At 60.3% G+C, this 21,115-nt stretch carries 19 protein-coding genes; 1 reads left to right on the top strand and 18 read right to left on the bottom strand.

Annotation, left to right across the window (positions count from 1 at the left end):
* The 15 genes from M3P21_RS17610 to M3P21_RS17540 form a co-directional block, all read right to left on the bottom strand.
* Positions 1-340: PaaI family thioesterase (locus M3P21_RS17610; RefSeq protein ID WP_249712053.1), on the bottom strand; the 340-nt coding region annotated here is incomplete at its 3' end.
* A gap of 30 nt (positions 341-370) precedes the next feature.
* On the bottom strand, positions 371-1,039 hold the full coding sequence (gene pdeM / locus M3P21_RS17605; protein WP_283781037.1) for a ligase-associated DNA damage response endonuclease PdeM: 669 nt from the start codon (positions 1,037-1,039) through the stop codon (positions 371-373).
* A gap of 40 nt (positions 1,040-1,079) precedes the next feature.
* Complete coding sequence (locus M3P21_RS17600; protein WP_249712048.1) at positions 1,080-3,488, bottom strand: ligase-associated DNA damage response DEXH box helicase; 2,409 nt, start codon at positions 3,486-3,488, stop codon at positions 1,080-1,082.
* Between the two features lie 62 nt (positions 3,489-3,550).
* Complete coding sequence (locus tag M3P21_RS17595) at positions 3,551-4,858, bottom strand: DUF8689 domain-containing protein (RefSeq protein WP_249712047.1); 1,308 nt, start codon at positions 4,856-4,858, stop codon at positions 3,551-3,553.
* Positions 4,859-4,974: 116 nt separating this feature from the next.
* Positions 4,975-5,469 (bottom strand): prepilin peptidase, encoded by a 495-nt coding sequence (locus tag M3P21_RS17590; protein ID WP_249712045.1) that lies wholly within the window; start codon positions 5,467-5,469, stop codon positions 4,975-4,977.
* A 3-nt stretch (positions 5,470-5,472) separates the two neighbouring features.
* Positions 5,473-6,321, bottom strand: a complete 849-nt coding sequence (locus M3P21_RS17585; protein ID WP_249712043.1) for a tetratricopeptide repeat protein — start codon at positions 6,319-6,321, stop codon at positions 5,473-5,475.
* Positions 6,322-6,348: 27 nt separating this feature from the next.
* Positions 6,349-6,927, bottom strand: coding sequence for a tetratricopeptide repeat protein (locus M3P21_RS17580; RefSeq protein WP_373320070.1), 579 nt, complete (start codon positions 6,925-6,927; stop codon positions 6,349-6,351).
* Positions 6,928-6,944: 17 nt separating this feature from the next.
* Positions 6,945-7,928 (bottom strand): type II secretion system F family protein, encoded by a 984-nt coding sequence (locus M3P21_RS17575; protein ID WP_249712041.1) that lies wholly within the window; start codon positions 7,926-7,928, stop codon positions 6,945-6,947.
* Positions 7,929-7,940: 12 nt separating this feature from the next.
* The gene (locus M3P21_RS17570; RefSeq protein WP_249712039.1) at positions 7,941-8,909 is read right to left on the bottom strand and encodes a type II secretion system F family protein; all 969 of its coding nucleotides are present in this window, start codon (positions 8,907-8,909) and stop codon (positions 7,941-7,943) included.
* Positions 8,910-8,920: 11 nt separating this feature from the next.
* Positions 8,921-10,366 (bottom strand): TadA family conjugal transfer-associated ATPase, encoded by a 1,446-nt coding sequence (locus tag M3P21_RS17565; RefSeq protein ID WP_249712036.1) that lies wholly within the window; start codon positions 10,364-10,366, stop codon positions 8,921-8,923.
* A gap of 24 nt (positions 10,367-10,390) precedes the next feature.
* On the bottom strand, positions 10,391-11,632 hold the full coding sequence (locus tag M3P21_RS17560) for a CpaE/TadZ family protein (protein WP_249712033.1): 1,242 nt from the start codon (positions 11,630-11,632) through the stop codon (positions 10,391-10,393).
* Between the two features lie 204 nt (positions 11,633-11,836).
* Entirely contained in the window at positions 11,837-12,457 is a 621-nt protein-coding gene (locus tag M3P21_RS17555; RefSeq protein WP_249712031.1) for an OmpA family protein, read from the bottom strand.
* A 17-nt stretch (positions 12,458-12,474) separates the two neighbouring features.
* The gene (locus M3P21_RS17550; RefSeq protein WP_249712029.1) at positions 12,475-13,881 is read right to left on the bottom strand and encodes a type II and III secretion system protein family protein; all 1,407 of its coding nucleotides are present in this window, start codon (positions 13,879-13,881) and stop codon (positions 12,475-12,477) included.
* A 193-nt stretch (positions 13,882-14,074) separates the two neighbouring features.
* Positions 14,075-14,932: a Flp pilus assembly protein CpaB gene (gene cpaB / locus M3P21_RS17545; protein ID WP_249712028.1), complete on the bottom strand. Its 858-nt coding sequence runs from the start codon at positions 14,930-14,932 to the stop codon at positions 14,075-14,077.
* A 442-nt stretch (positions 14,933-15,374) separates the two neighbouring features.
* Entirely contained in the window at positions 15,375-15,587 is a 213-nt protein-coding gene (locus tag M3P21_RS17540) for a Flp family type IVb pilin (protein ID WP_249712025.1), read from the bottom strand.
* A gap of 350 nt (positions 15,588-15,937) precedes the next feature.
* Here M3P21_RS17540 and M3P21_RS17535 point away from each other — a divergent pair, with 350 nt between their 5' ends.
* The gene (locus M3P21_RS17535) at positions 15,938-16,795 is read left to right on the top strand and encodes a lytic transglycosylase domain-containing protein (protein WP_249712023.1); all 858 of its coding nucleotides are present in this window, start codon (positions 15,938-15,940) and stop codon (positions 16,793-16,795) included.
* 62 nt (positions 16,796-16,857) lie between these two features.
* Here M3P21_RS17535 and M3P21_RS17530 read toward each other — a convergent pair whose 3' ends face one another.
* The 3 genes from M3P21_RS17530 to topA all read right to left on the bottom strand — a co-directional run bounded on the left by M3P21_RS17530 (position 16,858) and on the right by topA (position 21,009).
* Positions 16,858-17,487 (bottom strand): CoA transferase subunit B, encoded by a 630-nt coding sequence (locus tag M3P21_RS17530; RefSeq protein ID WP_249712021.1) that lies wholly within the window; start codon positions 17,485-17,487, stop codon positions 16,858-16,860.
* Positions 17,487-18,209, bottom strand: a complete 723-nt coding sequence (locus M3P21_RS17525; protein WP_249712018.1) for a CoA transferase subunit A — start codon at positions 18,207-18,209, stop codon at positions 17,487-17,489. The genes M3P21_RS17530 and M3P21_RS17525 overlap by 1 nt, the downstream gene beginning before the upstream one ends.
* Positions 18,210-18,375: 166 nt before the next feature.
* Positions 18,376-21,009 carry a type I DNA topoisomerase gene (gene topA, locus M3P21_RS17520; RefSeq protein WP_249712016.1) on the bottom strand — a complete coding sequence of 878 codons (2,634 nt, stop codon included), beginning with the start codon at positions 21,007-21,009 and terminating at the stop codon, positions 18,376-18,378.
* Positions 21,010-21,115: the final 106 nt, after the last annotated feature.

Below are 21,115 nucleotides of genomic sequence, written 5' to 3'. Positions count from 1 at the left end.
CATAGACATCGGCGGTGACAATGATCAGCCTGCGGCCGGGTTTCACCACTCGGCCCACCGCACGCAAGCGCTGACCACGCGCCGGGGCGAGAAGGTTGATCTTCATCTCGGCTGTCATCACCTCTTGCGGCTCCGGCAGCATAGTCAGTGCAGAATAGCCAGCGGCAGAATCCCCAAGCGCAAAAGTCAGCGCCGCATGGGCCGCGCCTTGTTGTTGCAGGGCTGTCTCAAGAATGGGCGCGCTTAGGGTGACCCGGCCCTCGGCGATCTCGTCTATTCGGACGCCGAAGGTTGTCATCATCGACTGCCGTGCAAAACTGTTCCCGATCCGCTGCTCCATTGCCTGTCCTCCCTGCTGGTAGCGACCGGTTCAGCGGTCGCGTGGCATCGGGACGGGTCGCGGTGGCGTCCCCGTCAGGATCGCAACCGCATCAGGGCGCATCAGGTCGCGCAAGACCGGCTCGTCGCAATGAAGCCCGCCGGTATAGGTGCCATAGGCGGGCAGCAGCAGCCGGTCCCGGTCCATCAGGAATGCCGTGCGGGTGATGCTGCGGCCATGGGTCCGTACCCGTGCCTTTGGGTGGTAATGCCCCGAGATCTCGCCGGTTGCGACCGGATCGGCGATGTGGCGGAATGTGACGGTGTCGATCCGCAGATCGTGCCGGTGCTGGCCGCCGATCTCGACCGGGCCGGGGTCGTGGTTGCCTTCGATCCAGGTCCAGTCGCGCCCGGCCTGCAGCGAGGCGATCCATCGCCGGTCTCCCTCGCCAAGCGCCCGCGCCGCTTCCAGATCATCGAAACTGTCGCCCAGGCAGACCACGATCCGCGCACCTGTCTGGTCCAGATCATCGGCGAGGCGGCTCAGCGTATCGCGGGTTTCATAAGGGGGCAGGGCAGGGGCACCACGTCGGGCAATCCGCTCGGATTTACCCAGATGCAGATCCGAGACGCAGAGCAACCGCCAGTCCGGCCACCAGAGCGCGCCGGAGCTCAGCGCCACCAATTGCTGGCCTGCGAATTCGAGTTCAAAACCGGTCATGCCCTGTTCTTCCCTTGGGTTCGACATGTGCGCAAGCCTTTCATAACATCAGCCCGGCCTCGGCCAGCAGGCGCGTGCTTTCTTCGGTCAGCAGCCGCTCTTCGGCCGATCCCTTGACCGGCACCTTGCCGACCTCCAGCAGCAAAGGCGCTGCCAACGGCGTGATCCGGTCCAGACGCACAAGGTCGATCCGGTCATCGACCCGCGCGATCATCTCTTCGATGCGGCCGAAATCCACCAGCCCGCGCATTGCCTCGTCCCGGGTGATCTGCATCAGCACATGGTTCGGGTCATATTTCAGCAATGTGTCATAGAGGATATCCGAGGAAAACGTCGCCTGCCGCCCGCTTTTGCGCTGCCCGGCCATGTTGCGCTCGATCAGCCCGGCGATGGTGGCCGAGGCCCGGAAGGTGCGCTTCATCACCGCATTGCCTGCCAGCCAGCTATCGAGCCCCTCGCGCAGGGCGTCGATGGCAAAAAGCGGCGCTGCATCGGCGAGCGCGTCCAACCCCCAGATCAGCGTGGCGTAATCGGTCGAGACAAAGCCCAAAGGGTGCAACCCGGTCTCTTCCATGCGCTTGGTCAGCAAAAGGCCCAGCGTCTGCATCGCGTTGCGCCCGGCAAAACCGTAGACACAGACATGCTCTTGCCCGTCATGCGGGAAGCTTTCAACCAGCAAGCGGCCCCGCTGGGGCAGGTGCGACACCTCACGCTGCAGGGCGAGCCATTCGGCGGTGTGGCGGGGCAGTTGCGGCCAACTGTCCTGCGCGAACATGTCGAGGATACGGGCGCTGAGCTGGGTTGAGGTGGCGAATTTCGTGCCCATGAAGGTGGCGATCTTGGGTTTCTTGTCGGCGCGGCGGGTGACCTCGACGGTCATCTCGCGCAGCCCTTCATAGCGTACGATCTGCCCGCCGATCAGGAAGGTGTCGCCCGGTGTCAGCGAGGCGGCAAAGCCTTCTTCGATCTCGCCCAGAGGCTTGCCGCCCCGGTTGCGTTTCAGCCGCACCTTGAGCGTGTCACTGTCCTGAATGGTGCCGATATTCATCCTGATCCGCGCCGCCGCGCGCGGGTCGCGTAGCTGCCACTGCCCGTCTGGGCGCTGTTGCAGGCGCTGCCAGCGGTCATAGGCGCGCAGGGCGTAGCCTCCGGTCGCGCAGAAGCTGAGGCAATCGTTGAATTCCGCCCGTGTCAGATCGGCGAACGGACCGGCTGTGGTCATCTGCGCATAGAGGTCATCGGCATCAAACGGACCTGCGGCAGCGGCGATCAGGATATGCTGGCAAAGCACATCGCGAGGCCCGCGCCCGCGCGGATCACCGTCCAGATCATGCGCCTTGACCGCCTCCAGAGCGGCGACGCATTCCACCACCTCGAACCGGTTGGCGGGCACCAGCAGCGCCTTGGACGGCGCGTTGTATCGGTGATTGGCCCGCCCGATCCGCTGCACCAGCCGTTTGACATTCTTGGGCGCGCCGATCTGGATCACCAGATCCACATCGCCCCAGTCGATCCCCAGATCGAGCGAGCCGGTGCAGACGATGGCACGCAGATCGCCCCGCACCATCGCCGCCTCGACCCGTTCGCGCTGTTGCCGGTCGAGCGAGCCGTGATGGATGCCGATCGGCAGCCCCTCGTCATTGGCAAGCCACAGATTGTGAAAGAAAATTTCCGCCTGCGCGCGGGTGTTGTGAAAAATCAGCGTGGTGTTGTGCCGGCGTATCTGTTCCAGCACCGCCGGGATCGCATAGGCCGCGCCGCCGCCCGACCAGGGCGGCATGTCCTCGGTCTCCAGCATGGTGATGTCGGGGTCGGGGCCGGGATCGGCCAGCAGGATGTCACAGGGGTCGGGGTGGCGCGCCAGAAGCCGGGCAATGGCGTCGGGGTCCTCGACCGTGGCCGAAAGACCCACCCGCCGCAGGTTGGGGCAGAGCGCCTGAAGCCGCGCCAGCGCCAGCATCAGTTGATCACCACGCTTGCTTTCGGCCAGGGCGTGGATCTCATCGACCACCACCCGTTGCAGCCCCGCAAACATGCGCGGCGCATCTTCGTAGGATGTCAGCAGAGTCAGGCTTTCCGGCGTGGTCAGCAGGATATGCGGCGGGTCGGCGCGCTGGCGTTTCTTCTGCGTGGCCGAGGTGTCGCCGGTGCGGTCCTCGATCCGGATCGGCAGCCCGATCTCGTCCACGGGCGTGCGCAGATTGCGCTTGATATCGGCCGCCAGCGCCTTGAGCGGTGAAACATAAAGCGTGTGCAACCCGTGGTGATCCCCGGCCTCCAGTTCCGCCAGCGTGGGCAGGAACCCGGCCATGGTCTTGCCGCCGCCGGTGGGTGCGATCAGCAGTGTCGCCGGGTCCTGTGCCCGGTCGAACATGTCCTGCTGATGCGGATGGATCGACCAGCCCCTGGTCGAGAACCAGGTCTGAATGGCGGGGGGAATCTGCGACATTGCAGACAGCTTAGCGCAGCGGTTTCACCTTTGGAACGGGCGCGCGCGCTGTGCGATTGGGTCTAGTGAATGATCTCTTCTTCCTTCACGAACATGTTCGCCCAGGCGCGGTCGATCAGTTCGGGACTCATCTGGTAGGGGATGCCCTCGAATTCGCAGATGGCGATCATCTGGTCGATCAGGAAGACCGGCTGATAGTTGGCGTAGATGTTGTCGATGGTCGGGTATTTGACCTTGAGCAGATGCACCAGCGCGCCTTCATCCAGCGGCATGCCTTTCTTGCGGGCGACCAGCGCAAAGATCTTCAGGAAGTTTTCCTGATCCGGCCCGTCGATCTTGATCTTGAAGAAGATCCGCCGCAGCGCCGCCTTGTCGAAGATCTCGTTGGGGTGGAAGTTGGTCGAGAAGATGACCAGCGTGTCAAACGGCACCTCGAATTTTTCACCCGATTGCAGCGCGAGGATGTCCTTGCTTTCTTCGAGCGGGACGATCCAGCGGTTGATCAGGGCCTGCGGCGGTTCGGCCTGACGGCCAAGGTCGTCAACGATGAAGATGCCGCCGGTGGATTTCAGCTGCAACGGGGCCTGATAGGTGCGCGCCGTCGGATTGTAGACCAGATCGAGCATCGACAGCGACAGCTCGCCCCCGGTGACAACGGTGGGGCGTTCGCACATCACATAGCGGCTGTCGAAACGCTTGCGGCGGCGCAGTTGGGTCGGATCGTCGACCTCTTGCTCGATGGCGTTATGCACGATCGGGTCATAGACGGTGATGACCTGACCGGAATATTCGATGGCGCGCGGCACATAGACCTTGTCCCCCAGCGCGTCGCGAATCCCGTTCGAGATCGAGGATTTCCCATTGCCCGGCGGGCCGTACATCAGGATCGAGCGCCCGGCACTGACGGCAGGGCCGAGGTGATCCAGCAGGCTGTCGGGCAGAACCAGATGGCCCATGGCGTTGGTCAATTGCTCGCGCGAGACCTGAATGTTGCGGATCGACTGGCGTTTGACCTGCTCGCTATAGACCTCCAGCGGCACCGGCATCGCGCCGAAATACTCCGACTGGCTCAGCGCGTCCAGCGCGCGGGCGCGGCCAGCGTCGGTCAGCTGATAGCCCATTTCATTGCCATTGTTGGCGTTGAGCGTGCCGGTTGCCTCCAGCAGTTTCTGATCGCGGGCCATATCGACAATTTCCTGAGTCACCGATCCGGGCAGGCAGATCGCCTCAGAGATCTCGCTGACCATCTCGAGGTTCTTGCGGAAAATTGTCTTGAGCAAAATGTCCCGCATCATCACGATCGGAAGGCGCATCTCGCCCAGCCCGTTGGGGGCAGGGGGCGCCACGACATTTGGGGTCTGCATATTCATCGGTAAAATCCGTCTTGGACTGGCTCATCAAAACGCGGCGGTCCACCCGCATGGCGCGAAACTGCCCGCCTATTGTGGCAGCAGAAGGGCAAAGCCGGGGCACAGGCGGGGATTGTTCAACTTCCGTAAACAGAACCCAGGATGAGATAGAGCGCCAGCGTGAAGCCCAGGCTCAGCCCCATGGGGAACTTCCGGCCCATATCCCAGCTTTTCCAATCCGGCACCATCCGGCGCAGGGCGGTGTGTTTGGCCAGCCGATGCGTGGCGACAGCGGCCAGAAGGCTGGCGCAGAGGATCATGAACAGAAGGGTCAGATCACCAAGCGCGACATAAGGCGCGGCGGCGGCCATGAATTTGGCGTCACCCGCTCCCATCGCACCGGCGGCATTCAGAACGACGCCGGCGATCAGCACGATAACAAGCTGCGCCAGTTGCCAGCCATAGGCGGGGAAGCTCATCAGGAAGGGCCCCATCACCACGAATATCAGCGCCAGCGCCACAACGGCCTGATTGGTGATCCGCATCTCGCGTAGATCGGTGAAGGCCACATAGAAACACAGCGGCAACACCAGCGGCAGGAACCACAGAGCGACCAGGGATGGAATCGCCATGACTCAGGCGCTTTCCAACGCGCGCAGCGAATTGATCGCCTCTTCGAAATGCTGGGGATGGGTTTTGACGGCGTCGCGCAGCAGGGTCTTGCCCTTGGTGACATCGCCCTGTTTGATCGCGGTCAGGGCCATGGTATGCAGCAATTGTGCCCGCTCGACCTGGTTCATCGGCACCACCGGCAGCGTGTAGTTGCCCTGCGCCCCGCGCGCCAGAACCAGATTGTTCTTTGCGGTGAACAGGGTGCGGTCCTGCCGGATCGCCTCGCCGAACAGCTTTTCGGCCTCGGCATACTGGCCGCGGGTCAGCTTGGAATAGCCCCAGTTGTTGGTCACTGCGGCGGGTTTCGTCGTCAGGCCAACGGCAGTTTCATAGAAACTGTCGGCGCGTTTCCATTCCTTGTTGGAATCGGCAATCATCGCCTCAAGCCGATAGCGCTTGAAGGTCTCATGGGTCGGCGGCACCTTGTCGAGCGTTTCCTCGGCCTTTTTCCAGTCGCCATTGCGGATATAGGCATCGGCCAGTTCGACCGAATCCGCCTCATTGGCGCCTTCCATACCGACCACCTTGGTCCAGGCCGACACGCCTTCGGTGTTGCGTTTGGCCCGGACCAGAGACATGGCCAGCCCGCGTTGCAGGTCGATCCGGTCCGGAGCGGTTTTGGTGGCGCGCTGGAAATAGGTGACGGCCTCGTTCGGGTCACCGACCGTCAGCATCACGTCGTTGATGCCGGTCTCGTCGATGACGTTCACATCCTGCAGCGCCCGTTCGACGGCCTGATCTTTCTTGCTCACACATGCGGAAAGCCCGAGCCCGCCTGCAACAAGTGCCGGGATCAAAATAAGGTGGCGCATTTTTGCGTCCTTTTACTGCTCTGTCTTTTATGGTGTCTTGCGGATCAGGAACTGCCCCTCACTCCGCTGCACCAGCTTATAATCTTGGTTTGCCTCAGGCGTATTAATAGCAGGATTTTCAGATTTTGCGAGTGCTATCCGCAGATTGTCCCGGATTGAGTCACTTTCGCCATTGTCCAGCGCATAGGCTTTCTTGAACACCTGAGTGGCCTCAGAGATCTCGCCTTTCTCCATCAGCAGCACGCCAAGATTGTTCCAGGCCTCGGGCCAGTCCGGAGTGTCTGCCACGGCGCGGCGCAGCATGGTCTCAGCCTGCCCCAACCGGCCCAATTCAAGATTTGCTGTGCCCAGCCCGGTCAGGATCTCTGGCGTCATCCCCTGTTCAAGGGCAGCGCGAGTGAAGGCATCCATCGCGAGTTCATATTCCCCCGCCGCCATCAGGCGATGGCCCACCTCGACACCGTCCACCGCTTGTCCCTTGTGATCGATACCGGGGGGGAAGGGATCGTCCGGCAGCACAACCTCATCGGAGGTCGAACACGAAACCACCGCCGCGAGGGCGGCGGTGGCGATCAGGCGTTTCAGATTTGGTGCGGGTGCGTTCACACCTTCCACTTTCGTTTTTATCCAGCGCTCATATTGCCCAGATCCATGATGCCCTTTACCGAAGGCCCGACAAGAATGACCAGAAGCGGCGGAACCGTCAGCCCCATTGTGGCAAGGGTCATTTTTGTTGGCAACTTATTTGCGGCCTCTTCTGCACGCATCACGCGTTTGTCACGCATCTCGCCGGCATAGACCCGGAGCGCCTCGGCAATCGAGGTGCCGAAACTGGCGGACTGGATCATCACGGTCACAAAAGACGAGACATCGGTAACGTCGCAGCGCGTTGCAAAATCGCGCAAAACCTTGTCTTTCTCTTTACCGGCCTTCATCTCATAGGCGACGATTTCGAACTCCTCCGCCAGGTGCGGGTAGGAGGCGCGCAATTCGCTCGAGATCCGGACGATGGCCTGATCCAGCGACTGACCTGCTTCGACACAGACCAGCATCATGTCGAGCGAATCCGGGAAGCCAGAGACGATGGCCTGTTTGCGCTCTTCGACGCGCCGGGTGATCCAGTATTTCGGCAGGTAATACCCAGCAAGCCCCGGCCCGAACACATACATTAGTTGCGTGGTGCCATCGAGGTCCTGATCCCCGAGGATGATCGTCACATAGACCACGCCAATCAATAGACCGGCAAGACCCAACGTGAACTGGGCAAAGTGGAAGACGCGGATCGCATCCTTGGACCGGTATCCAGCCTGACGCATTTTGAGCTGCATCGCCGTATATTCTTCGGCGTCCTGCGGCTCCAGGAAATTTGCAAAGCGATCAAGCTGCTCGTTCCGGTTGCCCTGACGCAACCGCTCTTTCTTGGGTTTTTCCTTGGTTTTGGGGTTAACATCCCGCTTGAGTTTCTTGAGCGGATCCTCGGGTTGATTGAGGATGAAGGGAAGCGTCACCAGGATCATGAAAAGGCCAACGACGCCCACCACGATGAGCGGGCCGAACTCACCAAGATGTTCGGTCAGGAGATCATTGATATTCTGTAGGAATTCCATCGGTCCTCCGGTTCAGACTTTGATATTCGTCAGGATGCGCATGACGATGAGGTTGGCAGTCAGTAAGATTCCGACAAAGAAACAGGCCGGAATGAACCAAGGGTGATCCAAGACCCCATCATAGTAGCCGGGATCATTGACCAGGATCACCATTAGGCAGACCACCGGAAAGGCGGACAGAAATTTGCCCGACCATTGAGCCTCGGCGGTGATCGCCTTGACCCGGCGAAACAGTCGGAACCGCGCGCGGATCACCTTGGCCAGCCCGTCGAGAACCTCAGCGAGATTACCACCTGATTGCTGCTGGATCGAAACCGCGACCGACAGGAACCGCAAATCCTGAAGATCCAGACGTTCCGCCATTTCCTTGAGCGCGTCGCTGACGTCGCGACCATAAGAGGCTTCGTCCGAGATGACGCCGAACTCGGTTGCGATCGGGTCGCTGGCCTCTTTCGCCACAATCTGGATCGAGGCGACGAAGGGGTGGCCGACACGCAGCGACCGGACCATCAGTTCTACAGCATCGGGCAGTTGTTCCTCGATCAGGGCCATGCGTTTCTTTGCCTTGTGGTTCACCCAGATATAGACCGCGCTGACGCCGATCAGGGCCGAGGCGGCGATGCGCAGCGGCGGCTCAGTCTCGGTGCCGATGCTCAGGCCGACAAAGGCTACGACACCCACACCGATCATGATCATGATCAACTGGCGCGGAGTGAAGGCGATCGCCGCCTTTTGCGCCTTGTCCGCCAGCAGAGAATAGAGCGGGATCGACTGGCTGCGCATATGCTGCTGCATTTCCTTGCGCAGCTGTTCGAGCACCTCTTCGCGCCCGACACCCTTGTCCAGCATGTCCAGACGGCGGTTCACCCGGTTGTTCAGGCTGATCGACTTGCCAAAAAACAGCAGGTAGACGCCCTCGACCAGGAACAGGACACCGATGAAAATTCCGATGTAGATGATTGGCTCTGCGCTGATGTTCATGGCCCGTCCTCCTACATGTTGGTCGGTTCATAGATCGATGCGGGCAGGTCATACCCCCACATGCGGAACCGTTCCGAAAAGTGGCTGCGTACGCCGGTGGCGGTGAAATGGCCGATGATCTTGTTGTCGGGCGTCAAGCCGACACGCTGGTAGCGAAAGATCTCCTGCATGGAGATCACATCGCCCTCCATGCCGGTGATCTCGGTGATCGAGGTCATCCGGCGCGAGCCATCCTGCAGGCGGCTGGCCTGCACGATCAGGTTCACAGCCGAGGAAATCTGGCTGCGCACCGCCTTGATCGGCATCTCGATCCCCGCCATTGCGATCATGTTCTCAAGACGGCTGATACCGTCGCGTGCCGAGTTGGCGTGGATCGTGGTCATTGATCCGTCATGGCCGGTGTTCATGGCCTGCAGCATGTCAATCACTTCCTCGCCCCGCGTCTCGCCCACGATGATGCGGTCAGGGCGCATCCGCAGGGCGTTTTTGAGACAGTCGCGCGGGCTGACCTCGCCTTTGCCCTCGACATTGGGCGGGCGGCTTTCCATCCGGCCCACATGGGTCTGCTGGAGCTGCAGTTCCGCAGTGTCTTCGATGGTCAGGATACGTTCGGCATTGTCGATGAAGCTGGACAGCGCATTCAGCGTCGTTGTTTTCCCCGATCCGGTACCACCTGACACAATAATGTTCAGACGCGTGGCGACGGCGGCTTGCAAATATGCAGCCATTTCTTCGGTGAAAGCCCCGAAACTTACCAGATCGTCGATGCCCAGCTTGTCTTTTTTGAACTTCCGGATGGAAACCAGCGAGCCATCCACCGCAATCGGCGGCACCATCGCGTTGAAACGCGAGCCATCGGCCAGGCGGGCGTCAACATAGGGGTTCGATTCATCGACGCGCCGGCCCACCGCCGACACGATCTTGTCGATGATCCGCAGCAGGTGGCGTTCATCCTTGAACCGGACATCGCTGATTTCCAGCTTGCCGTCCCGTTCCACGAAGATCTGGTGCGGGCCGTTGACCAGAATATCGTTGACAGTGTCGTCCTGCAGCAGTGTCTCAAGCGGACCTAGCCCGGTCACCTCGTCATAAAGATCCTTGTTGAGCGTCTGGCGATCATCCCGGTTCAGAACGATGCTTTTCTGTTCCAGAATCTCCGACGAGATCGAGCTGATCTCATTGCGGAGCTCGGCTTCCGACGCGTGCTCAAGCGCTGCTAGATTGAGGTTTTCGAGCAGTTCGCGGTGCAGCTCGATCTTGATCTCGCCCAGACGGTCCTTGCGCTTGCGCTCACGGTCCTGCGGTGCCGCCTCGGCCTTCGTGCCCGGCATCGGCTTGCGCAGCAATTCTTTCTTGGTGGGGGCAGGGGCGATTTCGGGAGAGGGTTTGGCTGTCTTGGATGGCTGCACCGCCTTGACGGGTGCGGCGTCGGTTTGCTTTTTGTATCTCGAAAACATCTTGGACCCCCCTTGTAGATCGCGTTAGGCCGCTTCCGCTTCGCCGGTGCCCAGTTCGTAGATGGATTGCGCGAGTTTGGCGATTTCCCGGCGCAGCGGGTTCTTGGCTGCAGACGTTGCCAGAGGCTGGCCGTGATCGCCGCCCTGGGTCACCGGTTTGCCGCCATCGGGCAATTGCAACTCGATCGAAATGCCCAGCGATTCCGCCATTCTCTTGACGCGGCTCTTTCCACTCAGATCGGTGAATTTCGGCGCCTTGTTCAGGGCAAAGCGCAGCTTGTTGAACGGCAGATCCTCGGATTGCAGCGCCCGTTTCATGCGCAACGCGTTCTGGGCGGACCGCATATCCAACTCGATCATCGCGAAATAGACATGCGCGGCCTGCAGAACCGTCTCTGACCATTGCACCAGGGTTTTTGGCATGTCGATGATAACGAAATCGAAATGGGCGCGCGCCAGCTCGATCACCCGCTCAATGTCCTGTGGCGTCACGAGGTCGAGTGGCACCATATCGGAGGGGGCGGTCAAAACCTGAAGCTTGTCTTCATAGCTGACCAGCGCCTGACCGAATATCTCATCATCCATATTCTCGGTGTCGGTCAGCATCTCGAACACCGCTTCTCGTCGCGGCAGATCGAGATAGGTCGAAACCGAACCATGCTGCAGGTCAAGATCCAGCAGGCAGACTGATGGAGAATCGTTGCCCGACACATTGGCCAGTTCCCATGCCAGGTTCACCGCCATGGTGGTTGAGCCAACGCCGCCCGCAAGGCCATGAACAACGATCACAGCGCCCTCTTTGGAGGTGCCGGCATTCAGCGGCGCGCTGCTGGCCTGAGCCTGCGTTGCCTGCGCGTCTTCTTTGCTGCGTAGCCGGTCGATGGCCAGTTGCAGTTCCTGCTCGGGAAGCGGGTAGGGGACAAATTCATCCGCGCCCTTGCGCAGAAGCTGGTGCAGAGAGGCTGGCGTTACGTCCTCGGCAATCAGGATGACGCCAATGTCGCGTGTTTTGGCCTGGCTGATGATCTCGCCCATCAGAACCAGATTATCCTCGTCGTCGCCATCCAGCGCCAGCGCAATGAATTCCAGTGTTTCCGCTTCAGGCTGTCCGAAAAATGCCAGCGCCTCGGCAAAGCCCAGATCGCCCCAGCTTTCGCCCATCGCCGCTTCCATGTCTTCGATCAGCAGGTCGAAATTCTGGACGTCCCGGCTGACCGTGCAGGCCAGGATCGGAGCGGTCTCAGATTGCGGCATTCCACTGCTCATTACCTTCATCCTCATTCAAATACGGCAGGAAAGTCGAACAGCGTTGCGCTGCATCCGGCTTGCGTTTCCCACCCGCGACCCTGAAAAAGGCCGCAAATCACCTATTGGAAGCAGTGTCGTCGCGAAGTTGGGCGAGATTTGGGCCGAAAAGAACCAATTGTAGGGAATTGGGCGACGATCCCGCCCAATTCGTCGCTATTGTGCTCAGTTTTCAAAGGCTGATGAGTCGTCTGCGCTAAGCGTCGTAGGCGGTTCGGCGCTCTTGATATATTCGCGATAGATCACCTGGGCGTACTTACCATCCAGGGTCTGGTTGCGTTTGATAAAGCCGGTCACCTCAGTGACGGTGCGCCGGTTGCGACGGTCCCGGTCTGGGGTGTTGATCAGCGGCTCGCGTTCGCCAAGCGACGACACAGCTTCTAGGCGGTTGCGACTGATGCCTTGTCTGGTCAGGTAGGTCACAACGGCCTGTGCGCGGCGCAATCCGAGGCGCTGGTTATAGGCTGGCGACCCAACCTTGTCGGTATGACCGAACACCTTGAAACGTACCTCGGGAAATTGTTTGATCCAGTCCGCCTGCTGCCGCAGGATCTGCTGCGCAGTCGGGTCGAGCTGCGAACTATTGAACGCAAAGTTCACTTGATCAGGGACTTCGCGGGCAAAGCGCTCCCCCAATACCTGGACATAGCTTTTGGCACCGGTCTGGATCTGGGCATTGTTGAGTGTGGCGTTTCCGAATGTGCCTGAATCCACCTCGTAGCCCGCATCATAGGCACATCCGGCGACCGCGACGGAGAGGCCAAGGATCGAGATCATCTTATGCATCGGTTTCATCCTCCCGATCATTCAAGCACATAGCCGTAAGAACCACTGAAATCCTGTTTTGCGACCTCGGATGCAGCACCGCCGCCGGCGCGCACGGTAGATGCGGTCTTGCCGAACAGAAACAGCTCGGATTCGCTGGGCGGTTTCACCCGGTCGGTCGGCAGGGCCAGCGCCTCGCCTCGTGTTGGCGAGACCAGATGCGCGGTCACGATGATCACAAGCTCGGTCTGGCTGCGCTGGTAGTTCGCGCTGCGGAACAGTGTTCCCAGCACCGGCAGGTCGCCCAACCAGGGAAGCTGCGAGTTGTTATCCAGGAAATCGTCTTGAATCAGCCCGGCGATTGCAAAGCTTTCACCGTCAAAAAGCTCAACGGTTGTGGAGGTTTCCCGGCGCGAGAACCCGTTAACGGTCGCCCCGTTGATCACCACTGAATTGGTCGGATCGAGCGCGGAAACCGCGGCCACCATCTCAAGATTGATCAGGTCGCCATCCACAACGCGGGGAATAAAGCTCAACTGGACGCCAAAGGGCTTGAACTCCACCGAAAACAGACCGTCGCGCTGGGCGACGGGGATCGGGTATTCGCCGCCCGCCAAGAAGGTCGCCTCTTGCCCCGAGAGGGCAGAGAGATTCGGTTCCGCCAGGGTGCGCACCACGCCTTTTTGTTCCAGCGCTTCCAGTAGCAGGCGAATCTGTGTGGCCCCGGCGCTGAAACCGAACAGCAACGCGCCGGTGTTTTCGTTGGCGGCCGGGATAGTACCATTCAATGCCCGGGTAAGGTCGAGCGAATTATTGAGCGTGTTGATGCCGCCGGTAGCATTGCCGCCCGAAAAGCCCAGCGAGGCGCTGAGCGACTTGGTTACCGAACGCTGCATCTCCGCAAACCGCACTTTGAGCATGACCTGCTGCACACCCGCCACGCTCATCAGGTTCGAAACGCGTTCGGGCGCATAACGTTCGGCCAGTTCCAGAGCCCGTTGCAGGCGCGCGCTGCTGGACACATTGCCCGAAAGCACGATGCCGTCATTGGCCGTGCGCACCTCGATGGCTTCGCCGGGCAGAATCTGGCGCAGGCGCTCCTTGAACTCGGTCACGTCGGGTGCGACGCGCACGTTCACATTGGTGATCAGCCGACCTGTTGCATCCAGCAGCGTCATCGTGGTGACGCCGGGAGACCGACCAAGAACATAGATGCTTCGGTCGGACAGCGACGAGATATCGGCAATACCTGCATTGGCGATGCTGAGTTCAGCGAAGGGTTCGTCGCTTTCGACCACAACCGCCCTGTTCATCGGCACGTCAAGCGTCGTGGCCATGTCCCTTTTCACGACCCGTAGCGGATCGGACTGTGCCTGGACCACAGCGGGATTGCACATGACAGTCAGCCCCAGCAGGGCTGCCCTCATCCATCTGTCGATTTTCATGTGACCTGCCTTTCCGATCACGCCTCGTTTTCGGGTCTTTTCGCCCATTATCGCGCCCACTCTGCGTCAGAAGCGGTTTTTATGCAAGAATCAATGGTTTGAGCGCGGGCTTTTATGTGGATAACGGGCAACAATGCAAAAAGGCGATCCAAGCTCCTTGCTCGAATCGCCAAATTAACAGGTTGAAAAGACGTCAGTTTGTGCAGGGGATCGGGATTTCGATCACTTCGGCACCGCGTCGGTTGCGGATCGTGCAGACCTTTTTCTGCTGCACTTCAGGGGCCGTTTCGCGATCCCCCAATCCCAGCAGGGCACGTTTGTTGACCTCAACGGTAGAGGCCACGGTGTCATCAGTCGCGCCGACCAGGGCAAGCGTGAGTTTGCCGGTGTTCTGCCCCTGTGCTAGGATGGCGATCTGCTCGGGTCTGGCTGCGACGGTCACCGTACGTGCGATCGCTGCGCCATTGCGTTCTTTCCCGGCGCTTTGGTCGATGGCGATCAATTGAATATTGGTCTGGATCAGGCGGGTCACCTCACCGCTCTCGCCTTCTATGGCGCCACCTGTACCGCCAGTCCAGTAGACATCGACCCGGTCACCTGGGCGCAGAAAGCCCGAAACGCCGCTGGCCACGTCCACCTTGACCGCATAGGCCCTCATTCCGCGCTCAAGGCGCGAGGTCAAGCCGGCATCTTCTCCGATCTCGGTGACCTTGACGGCCATAATCGCCTCGTCCTTTTCCATCGTGCGGATAACAAAGCGGTTGTCTTTCATCTCTGTGGCGAACAGATCTTCAGCATTTGTGAAAGTGCCTTCCGGAATCGCATCCACCGGCCATCTGACAATCCGAACATGTTCGGGTTTGAGTTGGAAGCCGTATCGCAGTTGCGTGCCCGCAACCAAGACCTCCTGCGTGGGTACAATCTGCGCACGCGCTTGTCTTTCCTGCTCAAGCTGCAGGCGGTGTTCTTCGATATAGCCGCGCGCCATCATAACAGCGCCACCTGCCAGTGCCATCCCAACGACCAGAACCAGACCAAACACAGCTCGCATTCCCGCACCTCATATCTGCTGCGGTTCAGAGCATACCAATGGTCTGGCACGCACTGAACCATCTTTGCTCATACCCATGAAATGTGTCGAAATAAGGGACAAAGCACGGGGTATGAGGAGATTTTGATCCAGGCTTTCGCAATCCACGTGTTAAAGATCACACTGTTAGTCCAGTGGTAATACAAAGTGAACCTCGGCCTCCCCGATCTGTCTGCCTATATTGTCAGCGAAACCGTCACCCTCTGTTCCCCCGAGCGCGAGCACTGTAGCCCCGCCCATTCCAACGACAACGGCAGTAAGTACAACCCAATCGACCGTTACAGCACCGAGTTCCGATCTCAGGAAGTGTCTGATAGATTTTGGCATCTTTCGACAGCGCCTCCCTAAAAAAAAGGGCCACGCCTTTCGCAAGACATGGCCCCTAAATTCGGATTACGTCGGATTAACTGCCGGTGCCGAGGCCACCTTGGGTGCCCAGCGTAACGGTTTTGTTCGACATTGCAGTGTCGACCTGCCCTGCCAAGCCCGACGCGCCATCGGCGATGCCCTGATAGGCAACACCGCCCAGTGCAACAACGGCTGCGGTCAGAACGACCCAGTCAACAGTTACGGCGCCGTCTTCGTCTTTGCGGAAGTTTTTGAAGAATTTGATCATGGTATGTCCCTCCTAAGGATCACGGTGTGTTTCGTTAACCTCGCCGTCCGTCTGAACCGTCTCTCTCTCGTGGCCCGTGTCCGTCGTGGTATGCATAGAGTTTTGCCTGTTCTGCGTGGCAGGAATTGGGCCAAAACGCGGATTTTCCGGCCCAAGTTTAACTTTTTACTCACTATTCAGGTAACCACATGAATTTAAAGGAAAACAAACTTCTCTCACGTGCCGTGTGGCTCGGCTGGCGATGCAAAATGGCGGCAAATTGGGCGAAAATGCCTCAATTCACACGGTTTTTCTGGTCTCAAGGCCCTGTTTCGGGGGAGAAAGACTCAAAATAATGATGAGAAGAGCAGATGTTTCTCAATAATTCCTTGACGCAGGCGGGTCTGGCCGTTGCGGCAGGTCTGGTATGGGGGCTGAGCGGGTCGGGCACCGTGTTGGCCGAGACGCCTTTCAAACGTATCACACCGCCATCCCCCGGGACCGGTTCGCGCATAAATGTGCAGATATCGCCCGAAGAACATGCCACCGCGCCCTATGCGCCATCGACCGGGTATCGGGAGCCGATTGTGGATGTTGTTGCGCCGCCCGAACCAGCGACAACACCCGAGGCCGCGCCGGATCGCCCCAAAAGCAGCTATGCGTGGTTCTGGGACAAGATCTCGCCCGCGCTGGAGGATGCGCGGCCCGGCCGTCTGACCGCAGCGATGCAGGCGGTCAGCAACGGCGGCGTCGCCGCACCGCGCCTGCAATCGATGCAGGATATCGCGAAAGAGCGCGGCATACCGATCCTGCAATCCACCGTCGGCACCAATGTCTCGCCCGCGCTGGTCCTGGCGGTGATCGCGGTGGAATCCTCTGGCAAAGTCGATGCGGTCAGCGGGGCAGGGGCGCAGGGGCTGATGCAGCTGATGCCCGCCACGGCAGAGCGTTTCGGGGTCGAGGACAGCCTGTCACCGCAGGAAAACATCGCCGGGGGCGTCAAATATCTGGACTGGCTGATGAACGAGTTCGACAACGATCCGATTCTGGTGCTGGCGGGGTATAATGCCGGTGAAGGATCGGTGCGGACTCACAAGGGGGTGCCGCCCTTTGCCGAAACCCGCGATTATGTGCCAAAGGTGCTGGCCGCGTTTCAGACCGCGCGGGGCCTCTGCGCCACGCCGCCCGAGCTGATAACGGATGGCTGCGTCTTCACGGTCATGAATTGAGCGACCCGTAACAAAATGGCCCCCGCCGGTTGGCAGGGGCCGGGAACAGATCGGAAAGTCGGTCAGTCGACCAGCGTTGCCTGCGTCGCGGCGCGCATCTCGTCATCGCTGACGCCATCGGCAAGCTCCACGATCTTCAATCCGCCTTCGACCACATCCAGCACGCCCAGATTGGTGATGATGCGATCCACGACGCCCTTACCGGTCAGGGGCAAGGTGCATTCCCTGAGCACCTTGCTGTCGCCGTGCTTGTTGGTGTGGTCCATCACAACCACCACACGGCCGACACCCGCCACCAGATCCATGGCGCCGCCCATGCCCTTGACCAGCTTGCCGGGGATCATCCAGTTGGCCAGATCGCCCTTTTCGTCCACTTCCATCGCGCCAAGGATCGCCATGGCGATCTTGCCGCCGCGGATCATCGCAAAACTCTGCGCACTGTCGAAATAGGAGGTCTGCGGCAATTCAGTGATCGTCTGCTTGCCGGCATTGATCAGGTCGGGGTCTTCCTCGCCCTCGTAAGGAAAAGGGCCCATGCCCAGCATGCCGTTTTCCGATTGCAGCGTCACATGCACATCGTCCGGGATGTAGTTCGACACCAGAGTCGGGATGCCGATCCCGAGGTTCACATACCAACCATCCTGCAATTCCTGCGCCGCGCGGGCGGCCATTTGGTTCCGGTCCCAGGGCATCAGGTGGTCTCCTTCTTGCGGGTGGTGCGCTGTTCGATGCGCTTTTCGTGGCTGCCGGTGATCAGGCGATGCACATAGATGCCGGGCAGGTGGATCGAATCCGGGTCCAGTGAGCCAGTCGGCACGATCTCTTCGACTTCGGCCACGCAGATCCGGCCACAGGTGGCGGCGGGCTGGTTGAAGTTGCGCGCGGTCTTGCGAAAGACCAGATTGCCGGTCTCATCCGCCTTCCAGGCCTTCACGATGGAGAGATCGGCAAAGATGCCTTCCTCCATGATGTAGATCTCGGGCTGGCCATCGGGACCAGTCGGGAAATCCTTGTGTTCCTTGCCATCGGCGATCACCGTGCCGACGCCGGTCTTGGTGTAGAAACCGGGGATACCGGCACCACCGGCGCGCATCCGTTCTGCCAGGGTTCCTTGCGGGTTGAACTCCAGTTCCAGCTCGCCACTCAGATATTGGCGCATGAATTCAGCGTTTTCGCCCACATAAGAGCTGATCATCTTCTTGACCTGCCGGGTCTGCAACAGGATGCCGATACCGAAATCATCGACGCCAGCGTTGTTGCTGGCAAAAGTCAGGTCCTTGACGCCCGAGCGTTTGATCGCCTCAAGCAGTAGCTCGGGAATGCCGCACAGGCCAAAGCCGCCCGCCGCGATCAGCATGCCGTCCTCCAGCACGCCGTCCAACGCGGCATCGGCGTCGGGATAGAGTTTTTTCATGGAAATCTCCGCAAAATCCTGATGACGCGACAGGTATTGCCGCCGCGTCACATCGAAGTCAACGAAACTTGACGGGGCGGGTATTTCTACGGTTGGGGACCGGAACCGGCATAAGGGTCGCCGCGCCCGCCCGAGAAGGAGACCCTCTCAGACGGGCGGCATGGGATCATGCGCTTTTGGCGGCGGGTTTCTTGGCAGTTGATTTCTTTTTTGGCGCAGCTTTCTTGCGTCCGCCTTTCTTGGCGGCTTTCTCGGCGATCAACTCGACCGCCATCTCCATGGTTACGTCTGCAGGCTCGGTGCCCTTGGGCAGGGTTGCATTCACCTTTTCCCATTTGACGTAAGGCCCGTACCGGCCTTCCATGACATTCACTGCGCCGCCGCTTTCAGGATGCTCGCCCAACTCTTTCAGAGGCTTGACCGCCGCGCCACGTCCCCCGCGCGAGGCGGCTTTTTGCGCCAGCACCTCGACCGCGCGGTTCATGCCAATGGTAAAGACCTCATCAGCTTCCTTTAGGTTGGCATAAAGGCGACCATGCTTGACGAAGGGACCATAGCGCCCAATCCCGGCCTCGATCATCTCGCCATCCTCGGGGTGCGCGCCGACCTCGCGGGGCAAGGAGAGCAGCATCAGCGCTTTTTCAAGGTCCAGATCATCCGGAGACCAGCCCTTGGGCAGGCTGGCGCGCGGTGGTTTCTTGTTCTCTTCGGTGGGCTCGCCACGTTGCACATAGGGTCCGAACCGGCCCTTTTTCAGACTGATCTCGTCGCCCGCATCCTCGCCCAGAACCCGGTCACCGGTGTCATCGGCATCGCCGCTGATTGGGCGGGTATAGCGACACTCGGGGTAGTTGCCGCAGCCCACGAACCCGCCGGTGCGCGAGGTTTTCAGGTGCAACTGACCCGCACCGCATTTGGGGCAGACCCTCGGGTCCGAGCCATCCTCGCGCGGCGGATAAAGCTGCGGGGCCAGCGCTGCGTCCAGCTTGTCGAGCACTTCGGTGATGCGCAGATCCGAGGTTTCCGAGATCGCCGCAGAGAAATCGCGCCAGAACCGGCCCAACAGTTCCTTGTAGTCCCCTTCGCCAGCGCTGACGTTATCAAGCTGCTCTTCCAGATTGGCGGTGAACTCGTATCCGACGTATTGGCGGAAGAAATTCAGCAGGAAGATGGTGACGATCCGGCCTTTTTCCTCGGGGATCAGCCGGTTCTTGTCCTTGCGCACATATTCGCGGTCCTGAATCGTGGTCACGATCGAGGCATAGGTCGAGGGCCGCCCGATCCCCAGTTCCTCCATCCGCTTGACCAGCGTCGCCTCGGTATAGCGCGGCGGGGGCTGGGTGTGGTGTTGCAACGCCAGCACCGCCTCGTTTTCGGCCAGCACCGCCTCTTTCGCCACTTTCGCGCCTTCGGTCACCGGCGTATCACCGGTGGCCTTGGTGAATTGATCGACCAGTGAGGTCTTGGCAAAGAGGGCAGGCTCGCCTTGCATGATCTGCGGCAGGCGCTTGTCGTCATCGCCGTCGGCATCGTCGCGGCCTTCTTCATAGACGCGCATGAACCCGTCAAACAGCACCACCTGACCGGTGGCGCGCAGGCCGACCTGAGCATCCTCGCTGGTGATGTCGACCGTGGTGCGTTCCAGCCGGGCCGCTGCCATCTGGCAGGCCAGTGTGCGTTTCCAGATCAGGTCATAGAGCTTGCGCTGATCCGGTTCCTTCAGCTTCAACGCCTCGGCATCACGCGTCATGTCCGTGGGGCGGATACATTCATGCGCTTCCTGTGCGTTCTTGGCCTTGTTTTTGTACATGCGCGGGCTGTCGGGCACGTATTCAGCACCGAACCGGTCCTTGATCGCGTCGCGCGCCGCCGTCACGGCCTCGGGGGCCATGTCGATCCCGTCGGTCCGCATATAGGTAATGTGACCGGCCTCATAGAGCCGCTGTGCGGTGCTCATGGTCTGGCGGGCGCCCATGCCGAATTTCCGGCTGGCTTCCTGCTGCAGGGTCGAGGTCATGAAGGGGGCGGAAGGGTTGCGTGCGGCGGGCTTTGCCTCTACGGACGTCACGCTCAGCGCGCGGCTGGTGATCGCCTGCACAGCCAGTTCCGCCTGGGTGGCGTTGCCGAGATCGTGCTTGTCGAGCTTCTTGCCCGCCAGCGTCGTCAGCCGCGCCTCATAGGTCTGGCCGCGCGGGGTCTCGAAGATCGCCTTGACCGACCAGTACTCCACTGGCTTGAAGGCTTCGATTTCCATTTCGCGTTCGACGATCAGACGCAGGCAGACCGATTGCACGCGGCCTGCCGATTTTGCGCCTGGCAGCTTGCGCCACAGAACCGGGCTGAGGTTGAAGCCCACCAGATAGTCCAGCGCGCGGCGGGCCAGATAGGCCTCGACCAGCGGCATGTCGACCTGGCGCGGGTTCTGCATCGCCTCGGTGACAGCGGATTTGGTGATCGCGTTGAACACCACCCGGCTGACCGGCGTGTCCTTCTTGATCGAGCGGCGTTTGGTCAGCGCCTCCTGCAGGTGCCAGCTGATCGCCTCGCCCTCGCGGTCGGGGTCGGTGGCGAGGATCAACTCGTTGTCGTCCTTCAGGGCGTCGGCGATGGCTTTGACATGTTTGCGGCTGTCGGTTCCGACCTCCCATTTCATGTCGAAATCATGCTCGGTATCGACCGATCCATCCTTGGGCGGCAGGTCACGCACATGGCCGTAAGAGGCCAAAACCGTGTAGTCAGAGCCAAGATACTTATTGATCGTTTTTGCTTTGGCCGGGGATTCTACAACAACTACAGGCATTTATATGGAAACCTCATGCAACGAACACGGCGCGTTCTATGGCCGGGCAAGATGTGGGGTGCAAGAGGGAATTGTCAATCCATCTGAAACCGCCCCGACGAAAGGT

Source organism: Ruegeria spongiae (genome assembly GCF_023502395.1).
GTDB lineage: Bacteria > Pseudomonadota > Alphaproteobacteria > Rhodobacterales > Rhodobacteraceae > Ruegeria_C > Ruegeria_C spongiae.
This window is presented reverse-complemented; position numbering and strand designations above follow the sequence as displayed.

Bases quoted from the DNA above. Each gene is read 5' to 3' on its own strand.
- M3P21_RS17600 (WP_249712048.1), bottom strand. From the start codon at position 3,488: ATGTCGCAGATTCCCCCCGCCATTCAGACCTGGTTCTCGACCAGGGGC.
- M3P21_RS17560 (WP_249712033.1), bottom strand. From the start codon at position 11,632: ATGAGCAGTGGAATGCCGCAATCTGAGACCGCTCCGATCCTGGCCTGC.
- M3P21_RS17575 (WP_249712041.1), bottom strand. From the start codon at position 7,928: ATGGAATTCCTACAGAATATCAATGATCTCCTGACCGAACATCTTGGT.
- M3P21_RS17535 (WP_249712023.1), top strand. From the start codon at position 15,938: ATGTTTCTCAATAATTCCTTGACGCAGGCGGGTCTGGCCGTTGCGGCA.
- pdeM (WP_283781037.1), bottom strand. From the start codon at position 1,039: ATGACCGGTTTTGAACTCGAATTCGCAGGCCAGCAATTGGTGGCGCTG.
- M3P21_RS17555 (WP_249712031.1), bottom strand. From the start codon at position 12,457: ATGCATAAGATGATCTCGATCCTTGGCCTCTCCGTCGCGGTCGCCGGA.
- M3P21_RS17595 (WP_249712047.1), bottom strand. From the start codon at position 4,858: ATGAATATGCAGACCCCAAATGTCGTGGCGCCCCCTGCCCCCAACGGG.
- cpaB (WP_249712028.1), bottom strand. From the start codon at position 14,932: ATGCGAGCTGTGTTTGGTCTGGTTCTGGTCGTTGGGATGGCACTGGCA.
- M3P21_RS17525 (WP_249712018.1), bottom strand. From the start codon at position 18,209: ATGAAAAAACTCTATCCCGACGCCGATGCCGCGTTGGACGGCGTGCTG.
- M3P21_RS17540 (WP_249712025.1), bottom strand. From the start codon at position 15,587: ATGATCAAATTCTTCAAAAACTTCCGCAAAGACGAAGACGGCGCCGTA.
- M3P21_RS17585 (WP_249712043.1), bottom strand. From the start codon at position 6,321: ATGCGCCACCTTATTTTGATCCCGGCACTTGTTGCAGGCGGGCTCGGG.
- M3P21_RS17570 (WP_249712039.1), bottom strand. From the start codon at position 8,909: ATGAACATCAGCGCAGAGCCAATCATCTACATCGGAATTTTCATCGGT.
- M3P21_RS17565 (WP_249712036.1), bottom strand. From the start codon at position 10,366: ATGTTTTCGAGATACAAAAAGCAAACCGACGCCGCACCCGTCAAGGCG.
- M3P21_RS17590 (WP_249712045.1), bottom strand. From the start codon at position 5,469: ATGGCGATTCCATCCCTGGTCGCTCTGTGGTTCCTGCCGCTGGTGTTG.
- M3P21_RS17530 (WP_249712021.1), bottom strand. From the start codon at position 17,487: ATGCCCTGGGACCGGAACCAAATGGCCGCCCGCGCGGCGCAGGAATTG.
- topA (WP_249712016.1), bottom strand. From the start codon at position 21,009: ATGCCTGTAGTTGTTGTAGAATCCCCGGCCAAAGCAAAAACGATCAAT.
- M3P21_RS17550 (WP_249712029.1), bottom strand. From the start codon at position 13,881: ATGAAAATCGACAGATGGATGAGGGCAGCCCTGCTGGGGCTGACTGTC.